This window comes from Rhodobacter sp. TJ_12 (genome assembly GCF_020023995.1).
Taxonomy (GTDB): domain Bacteria; phylum Pseudomonadota; class Alphaproteobacteria; order Rhodobacterales; family Rhodobacteraceae; genus Rhodobacter.
The window spans coordinates 89,537-114,511 of record NZ_NRRD01000008.1; the positions used below are offsets into that span (position 1 = coordinate 89,537).

Below are 24,975 nucleotides of genomic sequence, written 5' to 3' on the forward strand. Positions count from 1 at the left end.
CGCATCCATCGCACCAAGGGGCATGACCGCCCAACCCGACATCCTGTGCATTGGCTCCGTTTTGTGGGACATCATTGGCCGTGCGCCTTATCATATGCGCGCCGGTTCTGATGTGCCGGGCCGGATCACCCGCCTGCCCGGCGGCGTGGCGATGAATATTGCCATGACGCTGACCCGCTTTGGCCTGCGCCCCGCGATCTTGACCGCAATTGGCCGCGACGGGCCCGGCGATGATCTGATTCATGCGGCGGAGTTGATGGGGATCGATTGCAGCAATCTTTACCGCTCTGACGATCTGCCCACCGATCGCTATATGGCGATTGAGGGCGCGAATGGGCTGATTGCCGCGGTGGCCGATGCCCATAGCCTTGAAGCCGCCGGGGCCAAAATCCTGCGCCCGCTGGAAGATGGGCGGCTGGGTTGCGCAGAACGACCCTGGGGCGGGCCGGTGGCGCTGGATGGCAATTTGACCGAACATCTGTTGGCCGAAATCGCCCGCGCGCCGCTGTTTGCCCAAGCCGATCTGCGCGTCGCCCCTGCCAGCCCCGGCAAGGCCGAACGGTTGACGCCGCTTTTGGCCCACCCCGGCGCGACGCTTTACGTCAACCGCGAAGAGGCAGGCATCCTGTGTCAGGGCGATTTCACCAGCGCGGAAGCCGCTGCCGAGGCGCTTTTGGCACGCGGCGCGGCACGGGTCCTGGTGACCGACGGGGCCGCCCCCGCCGCCGATGGCTGCGCCGGTGCAGGCGTGATCGCTGCGGCCCCGCCGCCTGTTTTGGTCACCCGCATCACCGGCGCGGGCGATACGTTCATGGCAGCCCATTTGGTGGCCGAGCGCGCCGGGGCGGCGCGCGCCGAAGCCCTGAGCCGCGCACTGGATGCCGCCGCTCGCTACGTTTCCGGAGATAAACACACATGACCTTGCCGCTTTGCTTTGCCCCCGAGGTGCGCGCCGCGCTTGACGCAGGCCGCCCCGTCGTCGCGCTTGAAAGCACGATCATCACCCATGGCATGCCTTGGCCGCAAAATTACGAAACCGCCCAAGCGGTAGAGGCCGAAGTGCGCGCCGCCGGCGCGACGCCGGCCACCATTGCCGTGATGGGCGGCCAAATCCACATTGGCCTGTCGCCGCAAGAACTTGAAAAACTGGCACAAACGCCCGATGCGATGAAGCTGTCGCGCGCCGATCTGGGGTTTTGTCTGGCCACCGGCCAAACCGGGGCCACCACGGTGGCTGCGACGATGATCTGCGCCCATCTGGCGGGGATTTCGGTCTTTGCCACCGGCGGCATTGGCGGTGTGCATCGCGGCGCCGAAGACAGTTTCGACATTTCCGCCGACCTGCTGGAATTGGGCCAGACCCCGGTCACCGTCGTTGCGGCGGGCGCGAAGGCGATCTTGGACCTGCCCAAGACGCTGGAGGTGCTGGAAACCCATGGCGTGCCGGTCATCGCCTTTGGACAAGACGAGCTGCCCGCCTTTTGGTCGCGCCGCTCGGGGCTGAAAGCGCCGCTGCGCGCCGACAGTGCCGCCGAGATTGCAACCGCGCATCTGATGCGCGCGCGGATGGGCCTGAACGGCGGGCAATTGGTGGCCAACCCGATCCCGGCCGAAGCCGAGATTCCGCGTGAAGAAATCGTGCCCGTGATCGAGGCCGCCCTTTCGGACGCCACGGCCCAAGGCATCGCCGCCAAAGAGGTCACGCCCTTCTTGTTGGCGCGGATTTACGCATTGACCGAAGGGCGGTCTTTGGCGGCCAATATTGCCCTTGTTCTGAACAATGCGCGACTGGCCAGCGCAATTGCGCGTGAAATCGCCGATGCACCGATGTGAGTGCATTGCGTTTGTGATTGGCCGTGCCTACCTGATAGGCACCGCCCAACTTTTGTCGGACACAAGATGACCCTCCCGAACGACCCCCCGCCCGAGCATGATCCCTCTGCGCTCAACCTTGCGCCGCATCCACAAAAAAAGGGCTTTCTGGCCAGTTTGCGCGCCTCTTTCCTGACCGGGCTGGTGGTGATTGCCCCCATCGCGCTGACGATCTGGCTGATGTGGTCGGTCGCGGGCATGGTCGATGGTTGGGTTTTGCCCTTTATCCCGCAACATCTGCGGCCCGAAACCTATGTCGGCACCAATCTGCGCGGCGTGGGGGTGCTGATCTTCTTGCTGTTCACGCTCACCGTCGGGGCCTTGGCACGCAACTTCATCGGCCGCGCCGTCATTCGCTTTGGCGAGGGGCTGGTGGATCGCACGCCGATCGTGCGCTCGATCTACAACGGGGTGAAACAGATCGCCGAAACCGTGCTGAGCACCGGCGAAACGAAATTCGACCGCGCCTGCATCATAGAATATCCGCGCAAGGGGCTGCGGGCGATTGCCTTTGTCTCCTCCAAAGCCAAGGGCGAGGTGGCGGCCTCCGGGCCCGAGGATGACGCGCTGATCTCGGTCTTTTTGCCGACCACGCCGAACCCGACCTCGGGCTTTTTGCTGTTCGTGCCCGAAAGCGAAATCACCTATCTTGACATGTCGGTGGAAGATGCGGCGAAGCTGGTGATTTCGGCCGGGCTTGTTTACCCGAGCGACAAGAAGATCGTCGAGCAACGCACGGGTTGGAAAACAGAAAAGAAGATCGTCGTCAAATCGCCCAAAGACACCGAAGCGGCCTGACGGGCTGCCGATACGGGGGATCAGGGGGCCTGTCGGCCCCCTTTTGATTAAAGCGCAGTCCAGCCGCCATCGACAGAGATCGTCGTGCCGGTGATCTGCGCGGCAGCATCCGAGCACAAGAAGACCGTCGTGCCGCCCAATTGCTCGACCGTGGCGAATTCCTTCGACGGTTGGCGCGTCAGCATCACCTCGCGGATCACCGTGTCGCGGTCCATATCATGCACCTTCATCTGATCGGGGATCTGCGCCTCGACCAAGGGCGTCAGCACATAGCCCGGGCAGATTGCATTGCAGGTGATCGGCTCTTCCGCGGTTTCCAGCGCCACGGTTTTCGACAGCCCCACCACTCCGTGTTTCGCGGCAATATAGGCCGATTTGAAAGGCGAGGCCGTGAGCCCATGCGCCGAGGCAATATTGACCACCCGACCCCAACCCGCCTTGCGCATCATCGGCAACGCGGCGGCGGTGGTATGAAAGGCCGAAGACAGGTTGATCGCAATGATCGCATCCCATTTTTCTGCCGGGAATTCATCAACCGGGGCGACATGCTGGATGCCCGCATTATTGACCAAAATATCGCACCGGCCCGCCTGTTCAATCAGCGCGCGGCATTCGGCGCCTTTGGACATATCGGCCTTGATATAGCGCGCGGTCACACCGAATTCCTTGGCGATCTCGGCGGCCAGCGCGTGATCTTCATCGCGGTCGGTGAAGGAATTGAGCACCACATCCGCCCCAGCTCGCGCCAATTCGCGCGCCACGCCAAGCCCAATGCCCGAGTTCGATCCGGTGATGATAGCGGTTTTGCCCTTCAGGCTCATGTCTCTCTCCGTTCTGAAATGCCTTTGAGAAACAAGTAACGGTGCGGCGCGGTTCCGCAACTCTCGCAATCGGGAAGAGGAAAAAAAAGACGCCCGCACGAAGCGGGCGTCAAGTCATGAGGCAGGTTTCATACAGGCAAGAAACCTATCGAGCAGTGAGACCTTTATAATCCTGCTTGCGCGCGACTCCAAGGGAAAAGTTTGCCTCTGCCCCGACGGCAAGGTAGCTTGAGCGCTGAAAACACAGGAAAACAAGGATTGTTGCGATGGTGGGATCGGTCTTTTTCCGCAGCCTTGGCCTGCTGGCTTTGGCCGTATCACCGATTCTCTGGGCGGGAAATACCCAAGCGGAGCCCGCGCAGGGAATCGGTTCCGGCCCGGCACATGGGCTGGCCATGTATGGCACCCCCGCGCTGCCTGCGGGCTTTACGCACCTGCCCTATGCCAATCCGAACGCGCCCAAGGGCGGGGGTTTGCGCATGGGCGAATCGGGTCGGTTCGACTCCCTCAACCCTTGGGTGCTGGCCGGGCGGCCCGCCCAAGGCATCGGCGCCTACGTGGTCGAAACGCTGATGCTGCGCAGCTATGACGAGCCTTTCACGCTGTATGGTCTTTTGGCCGAAAGCGTGGAAACGGACCCGGCGCGGCGCTGGGTCGAATTCACCCTGCGCCCCGAAGCGCGGTTTTCCGATGGCGCGCCGGTGACGGTCGAAGATGTGATCTGGTCTTATGAAACGCTCGGCACGCAAGGCTCGCCGCGCTATCAAAACGCCTGGGCCAAGGTGGAAACGATTGAACAAACCGGCCCGCGCAGCCTGCGGATCACCTTTTCCGAACAGAACCGGGAATTGGCGCTGATCATGGGGATGCGCCCGGTTTTGCAAAAAGCGCAATGGCAAGGCCATGATTTTGCAACTGAAACCCAGATGGTGCCGGTGGGATCTGGCCCCTATGTGGTGGCAAGTGTCGATCTTGGCCGCTCGATTACGTTGAAGCGCAACCCCGATTGGTGGGCGCGCGATCTGCCCCTGACGCAGGGGCTGCAAAATATCGACACGCTGCGCTGGGATTATTTCGGCGATCCCAATGCGATGTTCGAGGCGTTCAAGGCCGGTAATCTGGACCTGTATCGCGAAGGCAATCCGGTCAAATGGGCACAAGACTACACCTTCCCCGCCGTGACCGAGGGGCGCGTGGTGCAAAGCGAGATCCCGCGCGCCACGCCTTCGGGCATGAAGGGGCTGGTGATGAACACCCGCAAACCAATTTTCACCGATTGGCGCGTGCGCGAGGCGTTGATCCGCGCCTTCAACTTCGAATTCATCAACGCCACGCTGACAGGCGGGGTCGAGCCCCGGATTTCATCCTATTTCGGCAATTCGACATTGGCGATGCAACCGGGGCCCGTCACGGGTAAGGTGGCCGCCCTGCTAAAACCGTTTGAGGGTGAACTTTTGCCCGGAGTGGTTGAAGGCTATACTTTTCCGACGTCAGATGGTTCACTATCAAACCGACGTAACGCCCGTGCCGCGCTGAAACTGCTGGCAGAGGCGGGCTGGACCGCCGATGCCGATGGCGTGCTGAAAAACGCCGAGGGAACGCCGTTTCGCTTTGAAATCGTGCTGCCACAGGGTTCCGAAGCGCAATCCATTGTCCATATTTATGTCGAGGCGCTGCGGGTTTTGGGGATTTTCCCCACCGTCACGGTGGTGGATGACGCGCAATTTCAGGCCCGCAAGACGGCCTATGATTTTGACATGACGTGGTTTTGGGTCGCCACCTCGCTTTCGCCCGGCAATGAGCAATATTTCTACTGGGGCGCGCAAGGCGTGACCGAGCCCGGCTCGCGCAACCTGATGGGCATGAATGTCCCCGCCGCCGAGGCGATGATTGAGGCAATGCTGGCGGCGCGCACCACCGAAGATTTCACCGCCGCCGTGCGCGCGCTGGACCGGGTGCTGACGGCAGGGCGCTATGTAATCCCAGTCTGGTTTTCGCCGGTCGCGCGCGTTGCGCACAGCCGAAGCCTTCACACCCCGGCGCAAATTCCGCTATATGGAGATTGGCCGGGCGTTACGCCCGATGCTTGGTGGAATGAGGCAGAGCCATGAAAAAAATGATCCTTTTGGCCGCTATGGCCTTGGCCTTGGGCGGGTGCAATACGGTTGCGGGCATCGGCGACGATGTGTCGGGCGGCGCGCGCACCGTGCAAAGCTGGTTCTGACGCCGCGCGCCCCGCCCCCAGACCACGATTTCCCTTTTCACGCCGTGATTTGCGGCGCAAGATCGGCCTGTCGAAAGGCCGCGCGATCAAGGAGACCGCCATGAAATGGCATCATGTTCAAGAAAATTGGCCCGCATTTTACGAGGCGATCATCGACCGCTGGCCCGAGGCCGAGGAGGCCGAGCTTGACGAAATCGACGGCGATCAGCGCGCCTTCATCGCTTATATCACCAAGGTCACCGAGCAAGAGCCCGAAGAGGCACGCGCCGAAATTCGCGAATGGCTGACGGGGGAGCTGCCCTCGGATGTGATCATGGACCCGCGCCATGACAATCATTCGATCGCACTCAGCCATAAATACGTGCCCGATGGCGAAGACGAATATGACGACGATACCCGCTTTGGCGATGACAGCTAAGTAAAGTTTGGCGTGCAATACATTGGTTTGGCGCGCCTTTTCTTTAGCTAAGCGAGGTGACCCAAAGCACCGTTGCATCTTCGGTGCTGGTTGAAATCAGATTGTGGCCCATCGTCGCATCGTAATAGGCGCTATCGCCCCGGCGTAGCTCCACCGGGGCGTAAAACTCGGTGAAAAGCGTTACGATCCCGGTCAGCACCAACAAGAATTCTTCGCCATCATGGCGCACCCAGCCGTCAAATTCCTCAAACCGGCGCGCGCGAATGCGGGCCCGATAGGGCAGCATCTTTTTCATCCGCAATCCATCGGCCAACAATTCATGCTCATAGGTAGTGGTCGGATGCGCCAGCCCCGCGCCGGCGGTCGTCACCGCCATCCGGCCCGTGACCTGAGACCGAGACGGGGGCGTAAACAATTGCGGCACTGTGATTTCCAGCCCCTCGGCCAGCTTGCGCAGCACGTCATAGGTGGGCGACATCTGCCCGTTTTCGATCTTTGACAGGGTTGACCGCGCCAGCCCCGTGGCGGAGGCCGCCCGTTCCAAGGTCCAGCCGCGCGCCCGGCGCAATTCGCGAAGCCGATCCGCCAGATCCACCGGTTCGGCTTGATCATCGGCACCGTTTTCGCGCGCGATGCGAATGAGCCGTGTCTCGTCCCTCTCTCCCATCGCGCCCCCGCTTGCAACATAATCTCTTGCGGCGTAGCAGGGGCCATGCTGTCTGTCCATGTATCATCCTTCCCCGCCCCGCCGGCTGCCTTCAACATGGCGGCCCATGTTCTGGCTCATGCTGATCGGCTGGCCGAAAAATCCGCGCTACAGATTTTGCGCCCGACCGGGGCAGAGCGGTGGTCCTATGGTCGGTTGTCTGCGGCGGTGCGCGGCGCGGGCACGGGGCTTTTGGCGGCGGGGCTGCGCCCCGGCGACCGGGTGCTTTTGCGGCTGGGCAACACGCCCGAATTTCCCGTGGCCTTTTTGGGGGCGATTGCCGCGGGTCTGGTGCCAGTGCCGACCTCGGCCCAATTGACGCGCGAAGAGATCACCAAGATGGCGGCGCAAATCACCCCGGCGGCAGTGCTTGCGGGCGACGGGATCGCACTGCCTGACGCACCGGCAAAGATTATCCCCGAGGCCGCGCTGCGCGACTTTGAAACGCTGCCGCCATGCGATTATCGGATGGGGGCCCCCGACGATCTCGCCTATATCGTGTTCACCTCTGGCACCTCTGGAACGGCCCGCGCCGTCGCCCATGCGCATCGCGCGATCTGGGCGCGGCAGATGATGCATAGCGGTTGGTATGGCTTGGGGGAAAGCGACCGCCTTTTGCATGCGGGCGCGTTCAACTGGACCTATACTTTGGGCACGGGTTTGATGGACCCATGGTCCATTGGGGCCACCGCCTTGATCCCGGCAGAGGGCGTCGCCCCGGCGACGCTGCCGCTTTTGCTCAAACGCTTTGATGCAACGATATTCGCTGCCGTGCCAGGTGTTTACCGACAGATTCTAAAGCACCATTCACAGCTTGATTTGCCCCGTTTGCGCCATGGGCTGAGCGCCGGCGAGGCCCTGCCCGCGCGCACCCGCAGCCATTGGCGCGCGGCCACCGGAACCGCGATTTACGAAGCGCTTGGCATGTCGGAATGTTCCACTTTCATCTCGTCTTGCCCCGATCATCCGGCCCCCGCAGACGCGATGGGCTGGCCGCAGCCGGGCCGCCACATCGCCGTTTTGGATGCGGCGGGCACCCCCGTGCCGCGCGGCGTGCCCGGTGAATTGGCAGTGCATGCCAGTGACCCGGGCCTGTTTCTGACTTATGTCGGCGCCGAGGCCGAGGCACAGGCGAAATTCAGCGCCGATGGTCACTGGTTCCGCACCGGCGATATGGTGCGCATGACCCCGGAAGGCGCGATTGCCTATCAGGGCCGCGACGATGACATGATGAATGCGGGCGGCTTCCGCGTGAGCCCGCTTGAGGTCGAAGCCGCGATGGCGACCTGCCCGGACGCGGGCGAAGTCGCGGCGGTAGAATTGCGTGTCTCTGAAGAAACCTCGATCATCGCGCTGGCCTATACGGGGGCAGCCACGGCAGAGACACTGACCGCCCATGCGCAGGCCCATCTGGCGCGCTACAAGCAACCGCGCGAGTTGCGCCATCTCGACAGCCTGCCGCACAATCGCAATGGGAAGATCGATCGCAAGACCCTGCGCACGACATGGCCACCGCTACAACAAAGGGGCGCAACAAAATGATTTCGCTAGATATATTCGCAGATCCAAGCTGCCCCTATTGCTACATTGGCAAAGCGGCACTGGACCGTGCGCTTGAGGCACGGCCCGATCATCCCTTTGTCATAGCGTGGCATCCGTTCCAGTTGAACCCCAGCCTGCCGCCCGAAGGGATGGAGCGTATCGCATGGCTCAAGGCGCGGTTCGGCCCAGAGGCAGAGCGCGCTGACGTGCCGATAATCGAGGCAGCCCGGGCCAATGGGGTGAAGTTCAATCTGCCCGGGATCAGCCGGGTGCCCAACACGCGCGACGCGCACAGGCTGGTGCATTGGGCCGGGATCGAGGGGCGCCAAAGCCCGATGATGGCCGCATTGATGCGCGCCTATTGGCGCGAGGGCCGCAACATCGGCAGCCATGACGTGCTGTGCGATCTGGCCACCGAGGTCGGGCTGGACCTTACGCTTGTGGTGCGGCTGCTGGCCAGCGATGCCGATCTCGACACGATCGCCGCGAAAGAGGCGCATGCGCGCGAGCGCGGCATCACCGCCGTGCCGACCTTTATCATTGCCAATCAACATGCCGTTACAGGGGCGCAAAGCGCGGAGTTCTGGCAAAACGTGATCGACGAGATCACGGCACAGTGACCGCGCAAAGCACCGGAAATCCCGCCCGCACCTCTGGCCTTCCGCGCCCGCTGCGCTAAGGTGGCGCCACTCCCGAAAGGCACCTGAATGACCGACCCCCAGACCCCGGACACCGCGCCGGTGCGCCGCCTGCCGATGTATGAATTCACTGCGATGATGGCGCTTTTGGCCGCCACTGTCGCCTTTTCCATTGATGCGATGCTGCCCGCGCTGCCCGAGATCGCGCAATCGCTCAGCCCTGAGGCGGTGAACCGCGCGCAGCTTGTGCTGACCTCTTTCGTTGGCGGGATGGGGGTGGGCACATTCCTGACCGGGCCGCTTTCCGATGCGATCGGGCGCAAGCTGACGCTGTTGCTTGGCGCGGTGGTCTTTGTCATTGGCGCTTTCATCGGGGCGCAGGCCGACAGCCTCGAAGTGCTTCTGGCAGCACGGTTTTTGCAAGGTTTTGGCGCAGCGGCCCCGCGCATCGTGCCGATGGCGCTGGTGCGCGATCTTTATGCTGGGCGCGAAATGGCCAAGGTCACCGCCTTCATCATGATGGTGTTTATCCTTGTGCCCGCGCTCGCCCCTTCGGCGGGCCAGGTGATCATCGGCTTTGCCGGGTGGCGCGGGGTATTTTACGCCTTCATCCTGTTTGCGCTGATCGGGCTGACCTGGCTCAGCCTGCGCCAGCCTGAAACCCTTGCGCGTGAAAAGCGCCGCCCGCTGCATCCGACCTATTTGATCGCGGGTGCGAAAGAGGTTTTGGGCCATCGTGAGGTGCGGCTTTATATACTGGTCCTGACGCTTGGCTTTGGGCAGATGTTCGCCATGCTGTCGAGCGCGCAGCAAGTTTTCGCCGCTTTTGATGTTGTCGAAAGCTTCCCACGCTGGTTCGCGCTGATGGCGGTGATCGCGGGCACGGGCAATGCCTTCAACGCGTTTTTCGTGATGCGTCTGGGCATGCGCCGGATCGTGCGCGGGGCGTATTTGTTGCAGATCATCTCCTCGGCGACAATGCTGATCTTGGTGCTGACCGGCGCGGTGGCCCCGCCCACCGGGTTCGTGTTCCTGTTTTTCTGGTCGATCACCGTTTTCATGATGGCGGGCATCACCTTTGGCAATCTGAACGCGCTAGCGATGCAGCATATGGGCCATTTGGCGGGCATGACCGCCTCGGTCGTTTCGGCGATTTCGACCGTGGGGGCAGTGGTGATCGCGGTGCCGGTGGGGCTTTTGTTCAACGGCACACCCCTGCCTTTGGTGATCGCAACGCTGACCTGCTCGGCGCTGGCTTTCTTGATTATGGGTTATACTGACGATCCGAGCTAACCCCACAAACAGGCCATGAAAAACGGCGCGACCTAGTTAAGGGCCGCGCCGTAATATTTTGAAACGATGGTGTTTTTTAGGCTTTATTCAAGCCGCATCATCATTTGGCGGACGCGCTCTTCAAGCTGCTCCATCCGCGCCTGCGTCGCATGCAGATCTTCGGTCAGACGCTCCAGTTCCGCCTCTGCCTGTGCGGCATCATGCGGGGCCGGAATGCCAGGGCCTTCGCCCGTCAGCAGCCAAGCAAGCGACACCCCCAGCATGCCCGAAAGCATCTGGATCTGGTTGGCGCGCGGCATCGCCGAGTCATCCTCCCAGCTGTCATAGATGTCGGGCGCCACGCCCAGTTTTTCTGCCAGCGAAGCGCGGCTGTGCATGGCGGCATCACGCGCCGCCGAAAGCCGATCGCCAAAGGTCGCGACAGCTTCGTCAAACCAATGATCGGGGTCTTCCGCGTCCATTCTCTAACCTCCTTTTGGTTGAGAAGAGTTGGTCTCGGTGGGCTGCACCATCGCGGTCAAAACGTCGGACACATTCAACACGCCGCGCGGTTTGTTGCGCGCGCCCACCACCAATGCCTGCGAAGCGCCGGCCGCAATCATGCGCCGTGCCGCCTCTTCCAGAACGATTTTCCCGGGCAGTTGCATATCGGGTAGGTTATCTTGCGGAAGCGGCCGCGCAACTGTGGCAGCTTGCAGCACCCTACCCCGGTTCACTTCGCGCACAAAGGCCGAGACATAGTCATTCGCCGGATGTTGCACGATCTGCTGCCCGGAGCCGACCTGTTCAAGCCGCCCATCGCGCAAAATCGCAATCCGATCGCCCAGGCGCAAGGCCTCGTCTAGGTCATGCGTAATGAAGACGATGGTCTTTTGCAGCTCTTCTTGCAGTTCCAGCAAAACCGCCTGCATATCGAGCCGGATCAGCGGGTCCAGCGCCGAAAACGCCTCGTCCATCAGCAAGATATCGGCATCGGTCGCCAAGGCGCGCGCAAGGCCCACCCGTTGCTGCATCCCGCCCGAAAGCTGCGAGGGATAGTTATCCTCAAAGCCCTTCAGGCCGACACGGTCGATCCAGCGCCGGGCAACGGGTTCCGAGGTGGCACGCGGCACACCTTGGATGTCGAGCCCATAGCAGGTGTTTTCCAAAACCGTGCGATGCGGCAACAGCGCGAATTTCTGAAACACCATCGCCGTGCGGGCGCGCCGGAAGTTCCGCAGCTCTTCGACCGACATCTGGCACACATCGGCGTCGTCGCAGATGATCTCCCCCGCGGTGGGGTCGATCAGCCCGTTCACATGGCGGATCAAGGTCGATTTCCCCGACCCAGAAAGCCCCATGATCACGGTGATCTTTCCCGGCGGCATCGACAAAGAAATATCGGTCAACCCCAGCACATGGCCGTGCTTTCGGTTAAGCTCTTCTTTGCCCATACCGCCTTTGACCGCCCCAATCCATTTCTTAGGGTCGGGGCCGAAGATCTTGTAAAGGTTCTTGATTTCGATGCCGGGGCCAGCCGGAACAAATTCGTCGTCATCGGTATTGGCCTGCAGATCGGCCGTGTTCGTGGCTGCATCAGTCATGGCGCACCTCACGGTGTTTTTGCAGACGGTGACCAAAGGCCTGCGAGGCCCGGTCGAAGACGATGGCAATCGCGACCAGCGCAAAACCGTTCAAAAAACCCATCGTGAAGAACTGGTTGTTGATCGCCTGAAGCACGTTCTTGCCAAGGCCGCCAACCCCCACCATCGAGGCGATCACCACCATCGACAGCGACATCATGATGGTCTGGTTCACCCCGGTCATCAGCGCAGGCAGCGCCAGCGGCAATTGCACGTTCCACAGTTTTTGGCGCGGTGAAGAGCCAAACGCCTCGGCCGCTTCCAGAACCTCGGAATCAACCATGCGAATGCCCAGATTGGTCAGGCGGATCATCGGTGGCACCGCATAGATCACAACGGCAATCACGCCGGGCACCTTGCCGATGCCAAAGATCACAACAACCGGGATCAGGTAGACGAAGCTTGGCAACGTCTGCATCACATCAAGCACCGGGTTCACAAGGCGCTGCATCCGGTCAGACCGGGCGGCAATGATCCCGATCGGCAACCCAAGGATCACGGCAAGGATGGTACAAACCGACACCATCGCCAGCGTCACCATCGTATCTTCCCAAAGACCCATCCAGCCGATCAGCACCATGGCAATCGCGGTCCCACCGACGATCTTCATGCTGCGCGAAGACGCCCAGACCAGCACCAAAAGCACAATCAGCACAATCAGCCAAGGCGTGCTGGTGAAGGTCCGCTCAAGCGTGTTCAAAAACACCTGAAGCGGCGCAGTGGCCGCATCGATCCAGTCGGAATAGTTTCTGACGAGGTCACGAAACCCCCCGTCGACAGTCTTGCGCACTTCGCGCAGTGTTCCATTGTCTAATGCCGGAAAACGGCACAGGGCATCGGGCAAGCTCCAGCAAGTCGCGGCCATCCCGTTCCTTTCAGCTTATCTAGCAGGAAACGGCCGGGCCCAACGGGACCCGGCCGCAAAGATCACAGGTGATCAAAGCGCGTCGGCAACGCGCTTGGCAACATCTTCGGGAAGCCACGATTGCCACAGCTCGGGCATGGTTTCCAAGAAGTAGTAAGCCGCATCCTCATTGGTGCCTTGGTTGTCATCCATCCAAGCGAGGATCTTGCCGACGGTTTGGTTGGACCACTTACGCTTCGAAACGTAATCCATTGCAACGCCAGCTTTTTCCGAAAATTCCTTGGTCACGACCGTATACACGTCCGAGACCGGATAAGAATTGACCTTCGGATCGGGGCAGTCCGGAACGGCGGTGCAGCTGTCCCATTCTTCCTTGTCGGTTTCCACGCCAAACGGCAGCGGCACCATCTCGTATTTGCCCAAGATCGCGGTCGGCGCCCAATAGTAGCCGAACCAACCTTGTTCGCGTTCATAGGCATTCGCGATCGAACCATCGAGCCCGGCCGCCGAGCCGGTGTCGACCAAGGTGAAGCCCTTGCTTTCGGCATCCAGCGCACGGAACAGGTTGGCGGTCGAGATTTGGCAGTTCCAGCCCGACGGGCAGTTGTGCACCGCCCCGACCGAGGCATCTTCGGGCGCGGGGAACAGTTCGGGATGTTCCAGCGCGGCTTGAACCGAGTCAATTTCCGGATGTTCTTCGGCGATATACTTCGGAATCCACCAGCCTTCGACGCCGCCATCTTCCAGAATTTTCGCCGCGATCACCATCCGGCCTTCGCCGACGGCAGCGTCCAACGGCGTGCGCACCGCGTTAACCCACAATTCGGGCGCCATATCCGGCTCGCCCTTTTCGTTCATCGAGGTGAAGGTCGGCATGGTGTCGCCGGCAACCAGCTCGACGGTGCAACCATAGCCTTCTTCAAGAATGATCTTGTCAACCTGGGCCGCAACCCCGGCCGAGGCCCAGTTCATTTCAGCAATGCTCACCCGGCCACACTCTTCCGAAGCCATTGCCGGAACGGCAAAAGCGGCGAAAGGCACGGCAAGCCAAGCAGAAGCGAGACGCTTCGTCATGGGCTTTCTCCTGTCTGCGGCGTTCATTTGACGATAACCAACGCGCCGCTTACGCTGGAAATCCGTTTGATTTTTTGGGCCCGCAGGGAAAGCACCGAAGCGCACGGGGCCACGACAACCGGCCACAAATTCGGGCAGCCGGTCACAAGGTGCGCAAGGGCGCACACGGTCGGATAGAGCCGACAGAAGATTCGTAAATGATACAATCCCAGCGCGCAACCCTATCGGGCTTGACCTTGCGTCCGCCACGGCTGGCTTTTGGACAGGTTGGCCTCAGCCTTGCGCGGCCTTCTTGCCCGCGCGCACCTTTTCCGCCAGATCCCGGGCAATGGCGAAGGCGCCCTTGATCCGCTCGCCATCGCTTTTCCAATCGCGGCGCACCACGACCTTGTTGCCATTGATCTTGGCGAGCCCACGCTGATCGGTAAGGAATTCGACCAGCCCAGCCGGGTTCGGGAATTTGTCATTGTGGAACTGAACAGTGGCGCCTTTCGGCCCCGCATCCATGCGCATAATCATCGCGCGCTTGCACATCGCCTTGATCCGTACGACCAGCAAAAGTGTGTTCACTTCCTTGGGCAGCGTGCCGAAACGGTCGATCAGTTCGGCCGCGAACCCTTCCAATTCCACCTTTGTGGTCAGGCTGGACAGCCGCCGATAGAGCCCAAGACGCACATCAAGATCAGGGATGTAAGCCTCTGGAATCATGACAGGAACACCAAGGTTGATTTGCGGCGACCAATCGCTGTCATCGCCCGCCTCGGTCAATTCGCCCGATTTCAGCTTGGAGATGGTTTCCTCCAGCATGGCTTGATAAAGCTCGTAGCCAACCTCCTTGATATGGCCCGATTGCTCTTCGCCCAACAGATTGCCCGCCCCGCGCAGATCCAAATCCTGGCTGGCCAGATTGAACCCCGCGCCAAGGCTGTCGAGGCTGCCCAACAGCCGCAACCTTTTGGTCGCCTGTGGGGTCAGCGGCAGGCGCGGCTTCGTGGTCAGGTAGCAATAGGCGCGCAATTTCGCCCGCCCCACGCGGCCGCGAATTTGATAAAGCTGCGACAGGCCGAACATATCGGCGCGATGCACCACCATCGTGTTCGCCGTGGGGATATCAAGCCCGGATTCGACGATGGTCGTGGCCAAAAGCACATCATATTTGCCATCGTAAAAGGCGTTCATTCGGTCATCCAGCTCGCCCGCGGCCATTTGGCCATGCGCGGTGATGAAGGTGACCTCGGGCACATGAGTGCGCAAGAATTCTTCGACCTCGGCCAGATCAGAGATTCTTGGCACAACGTAAAAGCTCTGCCCGCCCCGATAATGTTCGCGCAAAAGCGCTTCACGTATCGTCACCACATCGAATTCGCTCACATAAGTGCGTATCGCCAAGCGATCGACGGGCGGCGTGCCAATAATCGAAAGATCGCGCACCCCTGTCAGGCTCAATTGCAAGGTTCGAGGGATCGGCGTCGCGGTCAGCGTCAGCACATGGATTTCCGAGCGCATCTCTTTGAGCCGCTCTTTATGCTGAACGCCAAAATGTTGTTCTTCATCAATGACAAGAAGGCCGAGGTTGCGGAATTTTACACCTTTGGCCAAGACCGCATGCGTTCCAATAACAATGTCGACCGTGCCTTCGGCAAGCCCTTCGCGGGTCTTATTGGCCTCTTTCGCGGATACGAAACGCGACAGCGGTTTGACCGTCAGCGCCGTGCCCCGGAACCTTTCCGAAAAGGTTTTGTAATGCTGCCGGGCCAGCAGCGTGGTCGGCGCGATAACGGCGACCTGCAAGCCGGAAATCGCCGCGATGAACGCCGCGCGCATCGCCACCTCGGTCTTGCCAAACCCCACATCGCCCACCACCAGCCGGTCCATCGGCCGACCCGAGCCGAGATCGCTGACCACATCCTCGATCGCGGCCATCTGGTCTTCGGTCTCCGAATAGGGAAACCGCGCGGCAAAGGCCTCCCATTCGTGATGCGGCGCTTCCAGCATCGGCGCTTGCCGCAACAGCCGCTCCGCCGCGATCCGCATCAACCGGTCGGCAATCTGGCGGATCCGTTCCTTCAGCTTCGCCTTCTTGGCCTGCCACGCGCCGCCACCCAGCTTGTCCAAAAGCCCTTCTTCATGGCCATACCGACTAAGAAGTTCAATGTTTTCAACGGGCAGATACAGCCGATCGCCGCCTGCATATTCCAACAAAACGCATTCATGCGGTGCGCCAAGCGCCGAAACCGTCTCAAGCCCCTTATAGCGCCCAACCCCGTGATCAACGTGAACGACCAGATCGCCGGGGCTCAGGCTCTGTGCCTCGGTCAGGAAGTTCTCAGCCTTGCGCTTTCGGCGCGGTTTGCCCACCAGACGATCACCCAGAACATCCTGTTCCGAGATCACCGTCAGCCCTTCCGCCTCGAACCCGGCATCCAAAGCCCAGACCGCAAGGCTCAGCCCCGTGATGCCGCGCGCATCGTTTATAAGAACGGCACCGGTCAGCCCTTCGTCTTCCAAAAGACCTTTCAACCGTTCACGCGCGCCCTCTGACCAGCTGGCAATGACCACTGGCCCGGCCTTCATCCTGTCCTGAATATGGTCCTTCAGAGCACTGAAAAGGCTAACATTTTCCAGCTTTCTCTCGGGCGTGAAATTGCGCCCGATCACGGCCTCTGCATTCAGAATACCGGGCCCCGGCGGGGCGGGCAGCACTTGCAGGGTCAACACCCGATGGCGCGCCAGTTCCGCGTCCCAAGCCGCACCGTCAAGGTAAAGCAAGTCCGGCGGCGCCGGTTTGTAAACGGTATCGAGCCGGTCGCGCCGGGTCATCGCCTCGCGCCGCGTGTCATACTGATCGGCGATCCCCTCCCAACGCGACTGGCGCTGCGGTTCGGTTTGATCATCCAACATCACTGTCGCATCGGGCAGGTAATCGAACAGCGTCTCCAGCCGCTCGTGGAAGAAGCCCAGCCAATGTTCCATCCCGGCCTGTTTGCGCCCCGCGCTCACCGCCTCGTAAAGCGGGTCTTCCGCCCCGCCCGCGCCAAACTCCACGCGGTAGTTCTGCCGAAACCGGGTGATCGCGGCCTCGTCCAGAATGACCTCGCTCACCGGGGCAAGGTCAATCGCGGTCAGCTTCTCGGTGGTGCGTTGCGTGACCGGGTCGAACCGGCGCGCGCCATCAAGCACATCGCCAAACAGATCCAGCCGGACCGGCCCCGCCTCGCCCGGCGGATAGATATCGATGATCCCGCCCCGGATCGCATAATCACCAGGCTCAGAAACGGTGGAAACCGGCGAAAACCCCATGCGAACAAGGAATTGCTTGAGAGAGTTCTCATCGATACGCTGCCCGACACGGGCGGAAAAGCTGGATTTGGCCACCAAGTCGCGCGCCGGAACACGCTGCGTGGCCGCCGACAAAGTGGTGAGCAAAACAAACGGCCCTGGCACCGCGCCAGAGGCCAAAGCGGCCAAGCACGCCATCCGCGCGGCGGAAATATCGGGGTTGGGCGACACCCGGTCATAGGGCAAACAATCCCATGCGGGGAAGGTCAGCACCACCGCCGTAGGGTCGAAAAAGGCCAAGGCCGCGCGCATCGCCTCCATCCGACGGTCATCGCGCGCCACATGGATGACGCTTTGCCCGCGCGCCAATTCCTTGGCCAAAAGCTTTGCATCATAGCCCTCGGGGGCGCCGGAAAGAAGAAAATGGTCCATCGCGGTCGTCTTTCAGCCCAAAGCGCGCCACCATGGGCGGCGCAGGGGATAGTTTAACGTAGAACAGATAGCTGCAGGTTTTGAAACATCCCCCACAGCGCGGTGATGGTGATGGTGACCAGCCCGACCGCCTGCACCGCCACCCGATGCCGCGCCAGCATCCGCGCCACCGCTTCGGGATCGGGCGTTTGCTCAAACATCGGCGCGATCTGCGCGGCGGTGCGCAGGCTCATCGCGCCCACAATCGCCAGCGGCACGGCAATCAACGCAACGGCCTGGGCAAATTCGAACCCGTAGACAAAGCCCAAAACCACAACGCCCGACAAAAGAAACGAGCCGCCAAAGCTTAGCGTCACCCCCGCCTCGCGCCCGATATTGAGCAACCGGCGCGAATTCACCGCCGTCAGGGTCAGCATATCTTCAGCCGCCTGCCCGCCCTTGCGGCGCGCCTGCACCACCATGTCAAAGGGCACACCCAGCACCCAATGCGAGGCCGTCGACCAAGTGACCGCAAGCGCGATCCAATACCACAGGTTCGAAAACGACCGCATGTCGATCAGGTCGAAGACCGTTTGCAGGATGTTCAACGGGATGCTCGCTTTACTGTTCGCTTACGGTTTCGCGCATTCACGGCCCGGTTGCAAGCCGGGCGCACCTTGGGGCGCGACATCGAGGGGCTTGAGAACCCCCGCAATCCATGGCACCGAAGTCCCAAGAAGGAGATAGCCATGACCCTGATCACCCCGCCCTTCCCCACCAACCGCCCGCGCCGGATGCGGGCCTCTGCCGCGCTGCGCGACCTTGCCCAAGAACACCGGCTGAGTGTGAAGGACCTGATCTGGCCGATTTTCATCACCGATGTGCCCGGGGCGGATGTGGAAATTCCCTCGATGCCGGGCGTGATGCGCCGCACGATGGAGGGCGCGATCAGGGCGGCAGAAGAGGCGGCAGAACTGGGCATTCCCGCGATTTGCCTCTTTCCCTATACCGATCCGTCGGTGAAGACCGAAACCTGCGAAATGGCGTGGCAGCCGGACAATTTCACCAACCGGGTGATCACCGCGATGAAGGCGGCGGTGCCCGAAGTGGCGATCATGACCGATATCGCGCTCGATCCCTATAATGCCAACGGCCATGATGGTCTGGTGCGTGACGGCATCATCTTGAACGATGAAACCGTCGAGGCGCTTGTGAAAATGGCGCTCGCCCAAGCCGAGGCCGGGGCCGATATTCTGGGCCCCTCCGATATGATGGATGGCCGCGTCGGCCTGATCCGCGCGGCGATGGAGGCGGCGGGGCATAAGGATATCACGATCCTGTCTTATGCGGCCAAATATGCCTCGGCCTTCTATGGCCCGTTCCGCGATGCGGTGGGGGCTTCTGGCGCGTTGAAGGGCGACAAGAAAACCTATCAGATGAACCCGGGCAATTCGGATGAAGCCCTGCGCAACGTCGCGCGCGACATTGCCGAGGGCGCCGATATGGTGATGGTCAAACCCGGCATGCCCTATCTGGACATCGTGCGCCGGGTGAAGGACGCCTTTGGCGTGCCGACCTATGCCTATCAGGTGTCGGGCGAATATGCGATGCTGATGGCGGCGGTGCAAAACGGCTGGCTGGATCATGACAAGGTGATGCTGGAAAGCCTGACCGGCTTCCGCCGCGCGGGCTGTGATGGCGTGTTGACCTATTTTGCCCCCAAAGCGGCCCGGCTGATCGGCGCTTGACCGCGCAAAGCGCGCCGCCCCGCCGCCTTGGGCATGACAAGCGCGGCGGGCTGGGCTAATCTCTTGCGCGAACCGGAGAAAATCCGGCACCATACGGAGCGAGCAGATGACAAATCTTTCCAGACGGACCCTTCTTCTGGCGGGCGGCGCAAGCCTTGGGCTGGCGGCCTGCGGTAATGGCGTGGGCTCGAATGCAGGGGCGAAAATCGACGCGCGGGTCGATGCAACACGCGCCTATATGATGCGCAACTTCCCCTCGTCGCAGCAATTGCTCGAAAAATCGGTGGGCGTGCTTTACATGCCGGTGATGACCGAGGCGGGCTTTGGTGTTGGCGGGGCCTTTGGCCGGGGTGCGCTGCGCATCAACAATGTGACGGTGGATTACTATTCCGCCGCCTCAGCCAGCTTCGGCTTCCAGATCGGCGCGCAGCAATATTCCCATGCGCTGTTTTTCATGACGCAAAAGGCATTGGCCGATTTCCGTCGTGCCGATGGTTGGGAACTGGGCGCCGATGCGCGCTATGCCTTGCCCGATCATGGCGCCGCAATCGGCACCGATACGACGACGACCTTGGCCCCCGTGGTGGTGCAGGTCTTTGGCCAATCGGGCCTGATCGTGGGGGCTTCTTTGGCGGGCACGAAATACACCCGCATCCTGCCCTAAAACGCGACTCAGACACGCCAGAAAATGCAGAAGGCGCGGGAAATATCCGCGCCTTTTCCTATTCTTACACGGCAAAGCTTAGGAACCGCGGTCAGCTTCCATAGATGATGCGGACGTAATTCTTTGTCTCTTTGTAAGGCGGCACACCGCCATATTTCGCCACTGCTTCAGGGCCCGCGTTATAAGCCGCCAGCGCCAGCCGCCAATTGCCGAACCGGTCATACATCATCCGCAAATAGCGCGCGCCGCCCTCAAGGTTTTGCATCGGATCGGCAGGGTCCACACCCAGTTTCGCCGCCGTGGCGGGCATCAACTGCGCCAGCCCGCGCGCGCCCTTGGGCGAGACCGCGCCGGGGTTCCAACCGCTTTCTTGCTGCACCAGGCGCAAGAACAGATCTTCGGGAACGCCATGGCGCGCCGCCGCCGCACGGGCATGGCCCAAATATTGGCCGCGATATTTGCCGCTATAGCGCGGCGTCGCAGAGCTGCCGCCCACCTTCGGCGTATCGGGGCGCAGCCGCGCGGAATTCGAATATTGCCCTGACAGCCGCCCATCCAGAAGCGCGAATTGGCTGGCCCGTACATGGGCCTGCGATTTCGAGGATTTCCGCCCCAACACAAGCCCTTCGGCCTGTGCCAACGGCGCGGCAACCGGCCCAAGGGCCAGCACGGCGCCAAGTCCAAACGTTACGGCAAACCTGCGCATCCCACCATCCAAACCGTTAAAATCGCGCGCACTATAGAAAAGTACGGCGCTTTTGCCCAGAGCCTTGCAGGTCACTGCCGCGGCGGGCGGCACGCTTTTGCCCACGCCCTGCCCCGCCAGCCTCTTTCCGTCGCCCGCGCCCTTCTGTAGGGTGGCCGCCAAATCTGAATCGCACGAGGGAGTGTTATGGCTGGCAGCGTCAACAAGGTGATTTTGGTGGGTAACCTCGGGCGCGACCCGGAGGTGCGCAGCTTCTCGAATGGCGGGAAAGTGTGCAACCTGCGCATCGCCACCTCGGAAACCTGGCGCGACAAGCAAACCGGCGAGCGCAAAGAGCGCACCGAATGGCACAGCGTGGCGATTTTCTCGGAGCCGCTTGCGCGCATCGCCGAGCAATATCTGCGCAAAGGCTCGACCGTTTACATCGAAGGTCAGCTTGAAACGCGCAAGTGGCAAGATCAAAGCGGGCAAGACCGCTACACCACCGAGGTGGTTCTGCGCCCCTATCGCGGCGAGCTCACGCTGTTGGGCGGGCGCGGTGACGGTGGCGGCGCCGGTGGTGGTGGCTATGGTGGCGGCAACCAAGGCGGGGGCGGTTACGGCGGCGGCTATGACGACGGTCCCGGCGGCTATGGCGGCGGCCCCTCGGGCGGGGGTGGTGCGCCCTCGGGCGGCGGGCGCCCCGATTTCGACGACGACATCCCGTTCTAAATCCAAGGGGGCCGTGATCGGCCCCCTTTTTCATGCACACCCTTTTTGAAGCAAAGCGCGCGGCGCCGTCACTCCAGCTTGCGCAGCCGCGCGATCAGGCTCGACGTATCCCAGCGGCTGCCGCCCATCTTCTGCACATCCTTGTAAAACTGATCGACCAGCGCGGTGACCGGCAGGCTGGCCCCGGTTTCATTCGCCGTTTGCAGACAGATGCCCAGATCCTTGCGCATCCAATCCACGGCGAAACCAAAGTCGAATTGCCCCTCGGCCATCGTCTGGGCGCGGTTCGCCATCTGCCAACTGCCCGCCGCGCCTTGCGAAATCACCTCGACCAAATCCGGGATCGAGAGCCCCGCCTTTTCGGCGAAATGCAACGATTCCGCGAGCCCCTGCACCAAACCGGCAATCGCAATCTGGTTGCACATCTTCGCCATTTGCCCCGCGCCGCTTTCACCCAGACGGCGGCAAATTTTGGCATAAGCCGCAATCACCGGCTCTGCCGCCGCATAATGCGCCTCAGCCCCACCGCACATCACCGACAAAACGCCATTTTCCGCGCCCGCCTGCCCGCCAGACACCGGCGCATCGACAAAGCCCAAGCCCAAAGCATCGGCCTGTTGCGCAAGCTCGCGCGTGACCTTGGCCGAAACAGTGGTGTGATCGACAAAGATCGCGCCCGTCTCCATACCGGCAAAGGCCCCCGCCTCGCCCAAACACACCGCGCGCAGATCATCGTCATTGCCCACGCAGGCCATGACGAAATCGGCCCCCTGCGCGGCGGCGGCGGGCGTGGCCGCCATCGCCCCGCCATAGTGCGCGACCCAAGCATCGGCCTTGGCGGCGGTGCGGTTGTAAACCGTGACCGCATGGCCCTTGCGCGCCAGATGTCCCGCCATCGGGTAGCCCATCACCCCCAGCCCCAGAAATGCCAGCTTCGCCATCCTCGCCTCCCTGCACGCGTTTGCGCGTTGAAACTTTGCCTGCCCTGACTTAGTAACGCCTGCGCCTGCCCCGTCAACGCTTGCCCCGTCAACGCTTGTCTCGTCAACGCCGCGCCTTCGAAAGGGTTTCGATGTATCGCTTCTTTCGCTGGATGGTTCGTCTTGTCACCTTTGCGCTTGCCGCCTTTGTGCTGGGGGTCAGCGGGGTTTGGTATTTCGCCGCGCGCTCGCTGCCCGATTACGATGCCTCTTACCGGCTCGCGGGGATCTCGGCGCCGGTGGAAATCGTGCGCTCGACCGAAAATGTGCCGCATATCTTTGGCGCCACCGATGCCGATGTTTATTTCGCGCTGGGGCTTGCCCATGCGCAAGACCGGCTGTGGCAGATGACGATGCTGCGCCGCACCGTGCAGGGCCGGCTCAGCGAGGTGTTCGGCCCCGACACGCTCAAGACCGATGAATTGATGCGCAGGCTGGATCTTTACGGCGCTGCCATGGCCTCGGTCAGCGCGCAAAGCCCCTATGCGCAATTGGCGCTGGAGGCTTACGCGCGCGGCGTCAACGCGTGGGTCGAGACGGTGAACGATCAGGCCTTGGGGCGTGGCGCGCCCGAGTTTTTCGTGTTCGATGCGCCAATTCCCTATTGGACGCCCGCCGATTCCATCGCGATCTTGAAACTGATGGCGGCGCAGGGGGCGACGCAAATCCAGACCGAGGTTTTGCAGGCACGGCTGTCACTTTTGGGGCAAGGTTGGGCCGAGGATCTGATGCCCTTGGTGCCCGGCACCGGGGTCATGGCGCTGCCCGATTACGCCAGCCTATTCCCCACCGCCCCGCGCGACAGCCGCCACGCCGAAGCGGATCGCGAAGGCCCGCTCTCGCCCTTTGGGGCGCCTGAATTTGCCGCGGCCTCGAATGCCTATGCCGCCGCGCCTGCGCGCTCGGCCGCCGGTGGTGCGTTGATTGCCAATGATCCGCATGTCGCGCTAAGCGCGCCCTCGCTTTGGTATCTTGCCCGGCTGGAACTTGCCTCGGGCGGGGTGATCGGCGCCACGATCCCGGGCGTGCCGATCATTTTGTCGGGCCGCAGCGCCGAGCTTGGCTGGGGCATCACCGCCTCTTATGCCGATGACGAGGATCTGTTCGTCGAAGAAGTCGATCCCGCGACCCCCGAACGCTACCGCACCCCCAGCGGCTGGGCCGAGTTTCGAACCCGCCGGGTGATCGTCGAGGTGAAAGACCAAACCCCGATCACCCTGACCCTGCGGTGGAGCGAAAACGGCCCCGTCCTGCCGCCGGGCCATTTCGATCTGGGCACTGTCACGCCCCCCGGCCATGTAATGAGCCTTGCCTGGTCGGCGCTTTCGCCCGCCGATACCTCGATGAGTGCGGCGCTTGAGATCATGAAATCGAAAACCGTCGCCGCAGCGATCGAGGCGGGCGAAGGGCTGATTGCTCCCTCGATGAACCTGACCTTGGCGGATCAGGAAACCGTGGGTCTGGTCACCTTGGGCGCCCTGCCCCGACGCGATGCAGCACATCCAACCCAAGGGCGCATGCCCGCGCCCGGCTGGCTGGCGGCAAGCCGCTGGCAGGGCCGCCTGCCCTATGCGCAAAACCCGCGCGTGATCGCGCCCGCGGGCGGGATCGTCATCAACACCAATAACAAGGTCACCGACCGCGCCTTTCCCAACCATGTCAGCCATGATTGGGGCGATACCGAACGTGTCGCGCGGCTGACCCGGCTGATGGGCGAACGCGAGGTGCATTCGCGCGAAAGCTTCATCGCCGCACAGCTTGATACCGTCTCGCCCGCCGCACGGGGGCTGTTGCCGCTGGTGGGGGCCGATCTGTGGTTCACCGGCCAGCCAGCGCCCGAAGGCACGCCCGAGCGGTTCCGCCAGCGCGCGCTGGAACTGCTGGCCGCGTGGGATGGCGACATGAACGAGCATCTGCCCGAGCCGTTGATCTATGCGGCGTGGATGCGTGAATTCCAAAGCCGTCTGTTGCGTGACGAACTTGGCCCGGTGCTGGCCGCAAAATTCACCCATCTGCGCCCGCTGTTTGTGGAACGCGTCTTGCGCAACACCGATGGCGCGGCGCGCTGGTGTGATGTGCTGCAATCCGCGCCCCGAGAAACCTGCACCGATATCGCGCGGATTTCCCTCGATGCTGCGCTGTTGAGCCTGAGCGAAACCTACGGCCCGCAAATCGAAAGCTGGCGCTGGGGCGATGCGCATGAGGCGGTGCATCTGCACGACACCTTGGGGCGCAACAGCCTTTTGGGCTGGATCATGAACATTCGGCAATCCACCTCGGGCGGGGATTTCACGCTCAACCGTGGCGTCACGGCGGGCAAAGGGGCGGAGCCTTTCGCCAATGTCCACGGCGCGGGCTATCGCGGTGTTTATGATTTTGCCGATCCCGACAGTTCGGTCTTTGTGATTTCGACCGGGCAATCGGGCCATCCGCTATCGCGCCATTATGACGATCTGGCCGATCTGTGGCGGCGCGGCGAATATGTGCCGATGTCGCTCGACCCAGAGTTGGCCCGGGCAGCCGCTTCAGGGATCACACGGCTGGAACCGGTCCGCCAAAGCGATTAGGCGCCTCTGAAGGTCGGCGCCTAATACCCTGTATTG

The 24,975-nt window shown here is 62.0% G+C and carries 23 protein-coding genes; 13 read left to right on the top strand and 10 right to left on the bottom strand.

What is annotated here, in order from left to right:
• The first annotated feature begins 22 nt into the window (after positions 1-22).
• From CKO11_RS08410 to CKO11_RS08420, 3 genes are all read left to right on the top strand, one after another.
• Positions 23-919, top strand: coding sequence for a PfkB family carbohydrate kinase (locus tag CKO11_RS08410; protein WP_223636334.1), 897 nt, complete (start codon positions 23-25; stop codon positions 917-919).
• Positions 916-1,833 (top strand): pseudouridine-5'-phosphate glycosidase, encoded by a 918-nt coding sequence (locus tag CKO11_RS08415; RefSeq protein ID WP_223636337.1) that lies wholly within the window; start codon positions 916-918, stop codon positions 1,831-1,833. Before CKO11_RS08410 ends, CKO11_RS08415 begins: the two co-directional genes overlap by 4 nt.
• Positions 1,834-1,899: 66 nt before the next feature.
• On the top strand, positions 1,900-2,670 hold the full coding sequence (locus CKO11_RS08420) for a DUF502 domain-containing protein (RefSeq protein ID WP_223636339.1): 771 nt from the start codon (positions 1,900-1,902) through the stop codon (positions 2,668-2,670).
• Positions 2,671-2,717: 47 nt separating this feature from the next.
• Here CKO11_RS08420 and CKO11_RS08425 read toward each other — a convergent pair whose 3' ends face one another.
• On the bottom strand, positions 2,718-3,491 hold the full coding sequence (locus CKO11_RS08425; protein WP_223636342.1) for a 3-hydroxybutyrate dehydrogenase: 774 nt from the start codon (positions 3,489-3,491) through the stop codon (positions 2,718-2,720).
• A 266-nt stretch (positions 3,492-3,757) separates the two neighbouring features.
• Between CKO11_RS08425 and CKO11_RS08430 the strand changes: the two genes are divergently transcribed.
• The 3 genes from CKO11_RS08430 (at position 3,758) to CKO11_RS08440 (ending at position 6,133) form a co-directional block, all read left to right on the top strand.
• Complete coding sequence (locus tag CKO11_RS08430) at positions 3,758-5,602, top strand: extracellular solute-binding protein (RefSeq protein ID WP_223636345.1); 1,845 nt, start codon at positions 3,758-3,760, stop codon at positions 5,600-5,602.
• Complete coding sequence (locus CKO11_RS08435; protein ID WP_223636348.1) at positions 5,599-5,715, top strand: entericidin EcnA/B family protein; 117 nt, start codon at positions 5,599-5,601, stop codon at positions 5,713-5,715. The genes CKO11_RS08430 and CKO11_RS08435 overlap by 4 nt, the downstream gene beginning before the upstream one ends.
• Before the next feature lie 100 nt (positions 5,716-5,815).
• Positions 5,816-6,133 carry a hypothetical protein gene (locus tag CKO11_RS08440; RefSeq protein WP_223636351.1) on the top strand — a complete coding sequence of 106 codons (318 nt, stop codon included), beginning with the start codon at positions 5,816-5,818 and terminating at the stop codon, positions 6,131-6,133.
• Between the two features lie 43 nt (positions 6,134-6,176).
• Here CKO11_RS08440 and CKO11_RS08445 read toward each other — a convergent pair whose 3' ends face one another.
• Positions 6,177-6,800: a helix-turn-helix domain-containing protein gene (locus CKO11_RS08445; protein WP_223636354.1), complete on the bottom strand. Its 624-nt coding sequence runs from the start codon at positions 6,798-6,800 to the stop codon at positions 6,177-6,179.
• Between the two features lie 45 nt (positions 6,801-6,845).
• Between CKO11_RS08445 and CKO11_RS08450 the strand changes: the two genes are divergently transcribed.
• The 3 genes from CKO11_RS08450 (at position 6,846) to CKO11_RS08460 (ending at position 10,312) form a co-directional block, all read left to right on the top strand.
• Positions 6,846-8,381 (top strand): class I adenylate-forming enzyme family protein, encoded by a 1,536-nt coding sequence (locus tag CKO11_RS08450; protein WP_223636357.1) that lies wholly within the window; start codon positions 6,846-6,848, stop codon positions 8,379-8,381.
• Positions 8,378-9,001, top strand: coding sequence for a DsbA family oxidoreductase (locus tag CKO11_RS08455; RefSeq protein ID WP_223636360.1), 624 nt, complete (start codon positions 8,378-8,380; stop codon positions 8,999-9,001). The genes CKO11_RS08450 and CKO11_RS08455 overlap by 4 nt, the downstream gene beginning before the upstream one ends.
• 87 nt (positions 9,002-9,088) lie before the next feature.
• Positions 9,089-10,312: a multidrug effflux MFS transporter gene (locus CKO11_RS08460; RefSeq protein WP_223636364.1), complete on the top strand. Its 1,224-nt coding sequence runs from the start codon at positions 9,089-9,091 to the stop codon at positions 10,310-10,312.
• Between the two features lie 83 nt (positions 10,313-10,395).
• Here the strand turns inward: CKO11_RS08460 and CKO11_RS08465 are convergent, their stop codons facing one another.
• The 6 genes from CKO11_RS08465 to CKO11_RS08490 all read right to left on the bottom strand — a co-directional run bounded on the left by CKO11_RS08465 (position 10,396) and on the right by CKO11_RS08490 (position 18,171).
• On the bottom strand, positions 10,396-10,773 hold the full coding sequence (locus CKO11_RS08465) for a multiprotein-bridging factor 1 family protein (RefSeq protein ID WP_223636367.1): 378 nt from the start codon (positions 10,771-10,773) through the stop codon (positions 10,396-10,398).
• 3 nt (positions 10,774-10,776) lie between these two features.
• Entirely contained in the window at positions 10,777-11,895 is a 1,119-nt protein-coding gene (locus CKO11_RS08470; RefSeq protein WP_223636370.1) for a glycine betaine/L-proline ABC transporter ATP-binding protein, read from the bottom strand.
• The gene (locus tag CKO11_RS08475; protein WP_223636373.1) at positions 11,888-12,799 is read right to left on the bottom strand and encodes an ABC transporter permease; all 912 of its coding nucleotides are present in this window, start codon (positions 12,797-12,799) and stop codon (positions 11,888-11,890) included. Before CKO11_RS08475 ends, CKO11_RS08470 begins: the two co-directional genes overlap by 8 nt.
• Positions 12,800-12,871: 72 nt before the next feature.
• The gene (locus CKO11_RS08480) at positions 12,872-13,873 is read right to left on the bottom strand and encodes an ABC transporter substrate-binding protein (protein WP_223636376.1); all 1,002 of its coding nucleotides are present in this window, start codon (positions 13,871-13,873) and stop codon (positions 12,872-12,874) included.
• A 273-nt stretch (positions 13,874-14,146) separates the two neighbouring features.
• Positions 14,147-17,584 (bottom strand): transcription-repair coupling factor, encoded by a 3,438-nt coding sequence (gene mfd / locus CKO11_RS08485; protein WP_223636379.1) that lies wholly within the window; start codon positions 17,582-17,584, stop codon positions 14,147-14,149.
• A gap of 53 nt (positions 17,585-17,637) precedes the next feature.
• Positions 17,638-18,171 (bottom strand): component of SufBCD complex, encoded by a 534-nt coding sequence (locus CKO11_RS08490; RefSeq protein WP_223636395.1) that lies wholly within the window; start codon positions 18,169-18,171, stop codon positions 17,638-17,640.
• Positions 18,172-18,312: 141 nt separating this feature from the next.
• Here CKO11_RS08490 and hemB point away from each other — a divergent pair, with 141 nt between their 5' ends.
• Positions 18,313-19,311 carry a porphobilinogen synthase gene (hemB, locus tag CKO11_RS08495; RefSeq protein WP_223636398.1) on the top strand — a complete coding sequence of 333 codons (999 nt, stop codon included), beginning with the start codon at positions 18,313-18,315 and terminating at the stop codon, positions 19,309-19,311.
• 106 nt (positions 19,312-19,417) lie between these two features.
• Complete coding sequence (locus CKO11_RS08500) at positions 19,418-19,975, top strand: YSC84-related protein (RefSeq protein WP_223636401.1); 558 nt, start codon at positions 19,418-19,420, stop codon at positions 19,973-19,975.
• Between the two features lie 91 nt (positions 19,976-20,066).
• Here the strand turns inward: CKO11_RS08500 and CKO11_RS08505 are convergent, their stop codons facing one another.
• Entirely contained in the window at positions 20,067-20,681 is a 615-nt protein-coding gene (locus CKO11_RS08505; protein WP_223636404.1) for a lytic transglycosylase domain-containing protein, read from the bottom strand.
• Between the two features lie 186 nt (positions 20,682-20,867).
• Here CKO11_RS08505 and ssb point away from each other — a divergent pair, with 186 nt between their 5' ends.
• Positions 20,868-21,392, top strand: coding sequence for a single-stranded DNA-binding protein (gene ssb, locus CKO11_RS08510; RefSeq protein ID WP_223636408.1), 525 nt, complete (start codon positions 20,868-20,870; stop codon positions 21,390-21,392).
• A 68-nt stretch (positions 21,393-21,460) separates the two neighbouring features.
• Here the strand turns inward: ssb and CKO11_RS08515 are convergent, their stop codons facing one another.
• On the bottom strand, positions 21,461-22,333 hold the full coding sequence (locus CKO11_RS08515; protein ID WP_223636411.1) for an NAD(P)-dependent oxidoreductase: 873 nt from the start codon (positions 22,331-22,333) through the stop codon (positions 21,461-21,463).
• Positions 22,334-22,464: 131 nt separating this feature from the next.
• Here CKO11_RS08515 and CKO11_RS08520 point away from each other — a divergent pair, with 131 nt between their 5' ends.
• Entirely contained in the window at positions 22,465-24,939 is a 2,475-nt protein-coding gene (locus CKO11_RS08520) for a penicillin acylase family protein (RefSeq protein WP_223636414.1), read from the top strand.
• Positions 24,940-24,975: the final 36 nt, after the last annotated feature.

What these genes read in the sequence shown, in the direction of transcription:
- CKO11_RS08410 (WP_223636334.1), top strand. Translation starts at nt 23, where the DNA reads ATGACCGCCCAACCCGACATCCTGTGCATTGGCTCCGTTTTGTGGGAC.
- CKO11_RS08415 (WP_223636337.1), top strand. Translation starts at nt 916, where the DNA reads ATGACCTTGCCGCTTTGCTTTGCCCCCGAGGTGCGCGCCGCGCTTGAC.
- CKO11_RS08420 (WP_223636339.1), top strand. Translation starts at nt 1,900, where the DNA reads ATGACCCTCCCGAACGACCCCCCGCCCGAGCATGATCCCTCTGCGCTC.
- CKO11_RS08425 (WP_223636342.1), bottom strand. Translation starts at nt 3,491, where the DNA reads ATGAGCCTGAAGGGCAAAACCGCTATCATCACCGGATCGAACTCGGGC.
- CKO11_RS08430 (WP_223636345.1), top strand. Translation starts at nt 3,758, where the DNA reads ATGGTGGGATCGGTCTTTTTCCGCAGCCTTGGCCTGCTGGCTTTGGCC.
- CKO11_RS08435 (WP_223636348.1), top strand. Translation starts at nt 5,599, where the DNA reads ATGAAAAAAATGATCCTTTTGGCCGCTATGGCCTTGGCCTTGGGCGGG.
- CKO11_RS08440 (WP_223636351.1), top strand. Translation starts at nt 5,816, where the DNA reads ATGAAATGGCATCATGTTCAAGAAAATTGGCCCGCATTTTACGAGGCG.
- CKO11_RS08445 (WP_223636354.1), bottom strand. Translation starts at nt 6,800, where the DNA reads ATGGGAGAGAGGGACGAGACACGGCTCATTCGCATCGCGCGCGAAAAC.
- CKO11_RS08450 (WP_223636357.1), top strand. Translation starts at nt 6,846, where the DNA reads ATGCTGTCTGTCCATGTATCATCCTTCCCCGCCCCGCCGGCTGCCTTC.
- CKO11_RS08455 (WP_223636360.1), top strand. Translation starts at nt 8,378, where the DNA reads ATGATTTCGCTAGATATATTCGCAGATCCAAGCTGCCCCTATTGCTAC.
- CKO11_RS08460 (WP_223636364.1), top strand. Translation starts at nt 9,089, where the DNA reads ATGACCGACCCCCAGACCCCGGACACCGCGCCGGTGCGCCGCCTGCCG.
- CKO11_RS08465 (WP_223636367.1), bottom strand. Translation starts at nt 10,773, where the DNA reads ATGGACGCGGAAGACCCCGATCATTGGTTTGACGAAGCTGTCGCGACC.
- CKO11_RS08470 (WP_223636370.1), bottom strand. Translation starts at nt 11,895, where the DNA reads ATGACTGATGCAGCCACGAACACGGCCGATCTGCAGGCCAATACCGAT.
- CKO11_RS08475 (WP_223636373.1), bottom strand. Translation starts at nt 12,799, where the DNA reads ATGGCCGCGACTTGCTGGAGCTTGCCCGATGCCCTGTGCCGTTTTCCG.
- CKO11_RS08480 (WP_223636376.1), bottom strand. Translation starts at nt 13,873, where the DNA reads ATGACGAAGCGTCTCGCTTCTGCTTGGCTTGCCGTGCCTTTCGCCGCT.
- mfd (WP_223636379.1), bottom strand. Translation starts at nt 17,584, where the DNA reads ATGGACCATTTTCTTCTTTCCGGCGCCCCCGAGGGCTATGATGCAAAG.
- hemB (WP_223636398.1), top strand. Translation starts at nt 18,313, where the DNA reads ATGACCCTGATCACCCCGCCCTTCCCCACCAACCGCCCGCGCCGGATG.
- CKO11_RS08500 (WP_223636401.1), top strand. Translation starts at nt 19,418, where the DNA reads ATGACAAATCTTTCCAGACGGACCCTTCTTCTGGCGGGCGGCGCAAGC.
- CKO11_RS08505 (WP_223636404.1), bottom strand. Translation starts at nt 20,681, where the DNA reads ATGCGCAGGTTTGCCGTAACGTTTGGACTTGGCGCCGTGCTGGCCCTT.
- ssb (WP_223636408.1), top strand. Translation starts at nt 20,868, where the DNA reads ATGGCTGGCAGCGTCAACAAGGTGATTTTGGTGGGTAACCTCGGGCGC.
- CKO11_RS08515 (WP_223636411.1), bottom strand. Translation starts at nt 22,333, where the DNA reads ATGGCGAAGCTGGCATTTCTGGGGCTGGGGGTGATGGGCTACCCGATG.
- CKO11_RS08520 (WP_223636414.1), top strand. Translation starts at nt 22,465, where the DNA reads ATGTATCGCTTCTTTCGCTGGATGGTTCGTCTTGTCACCTTTGCGCTT.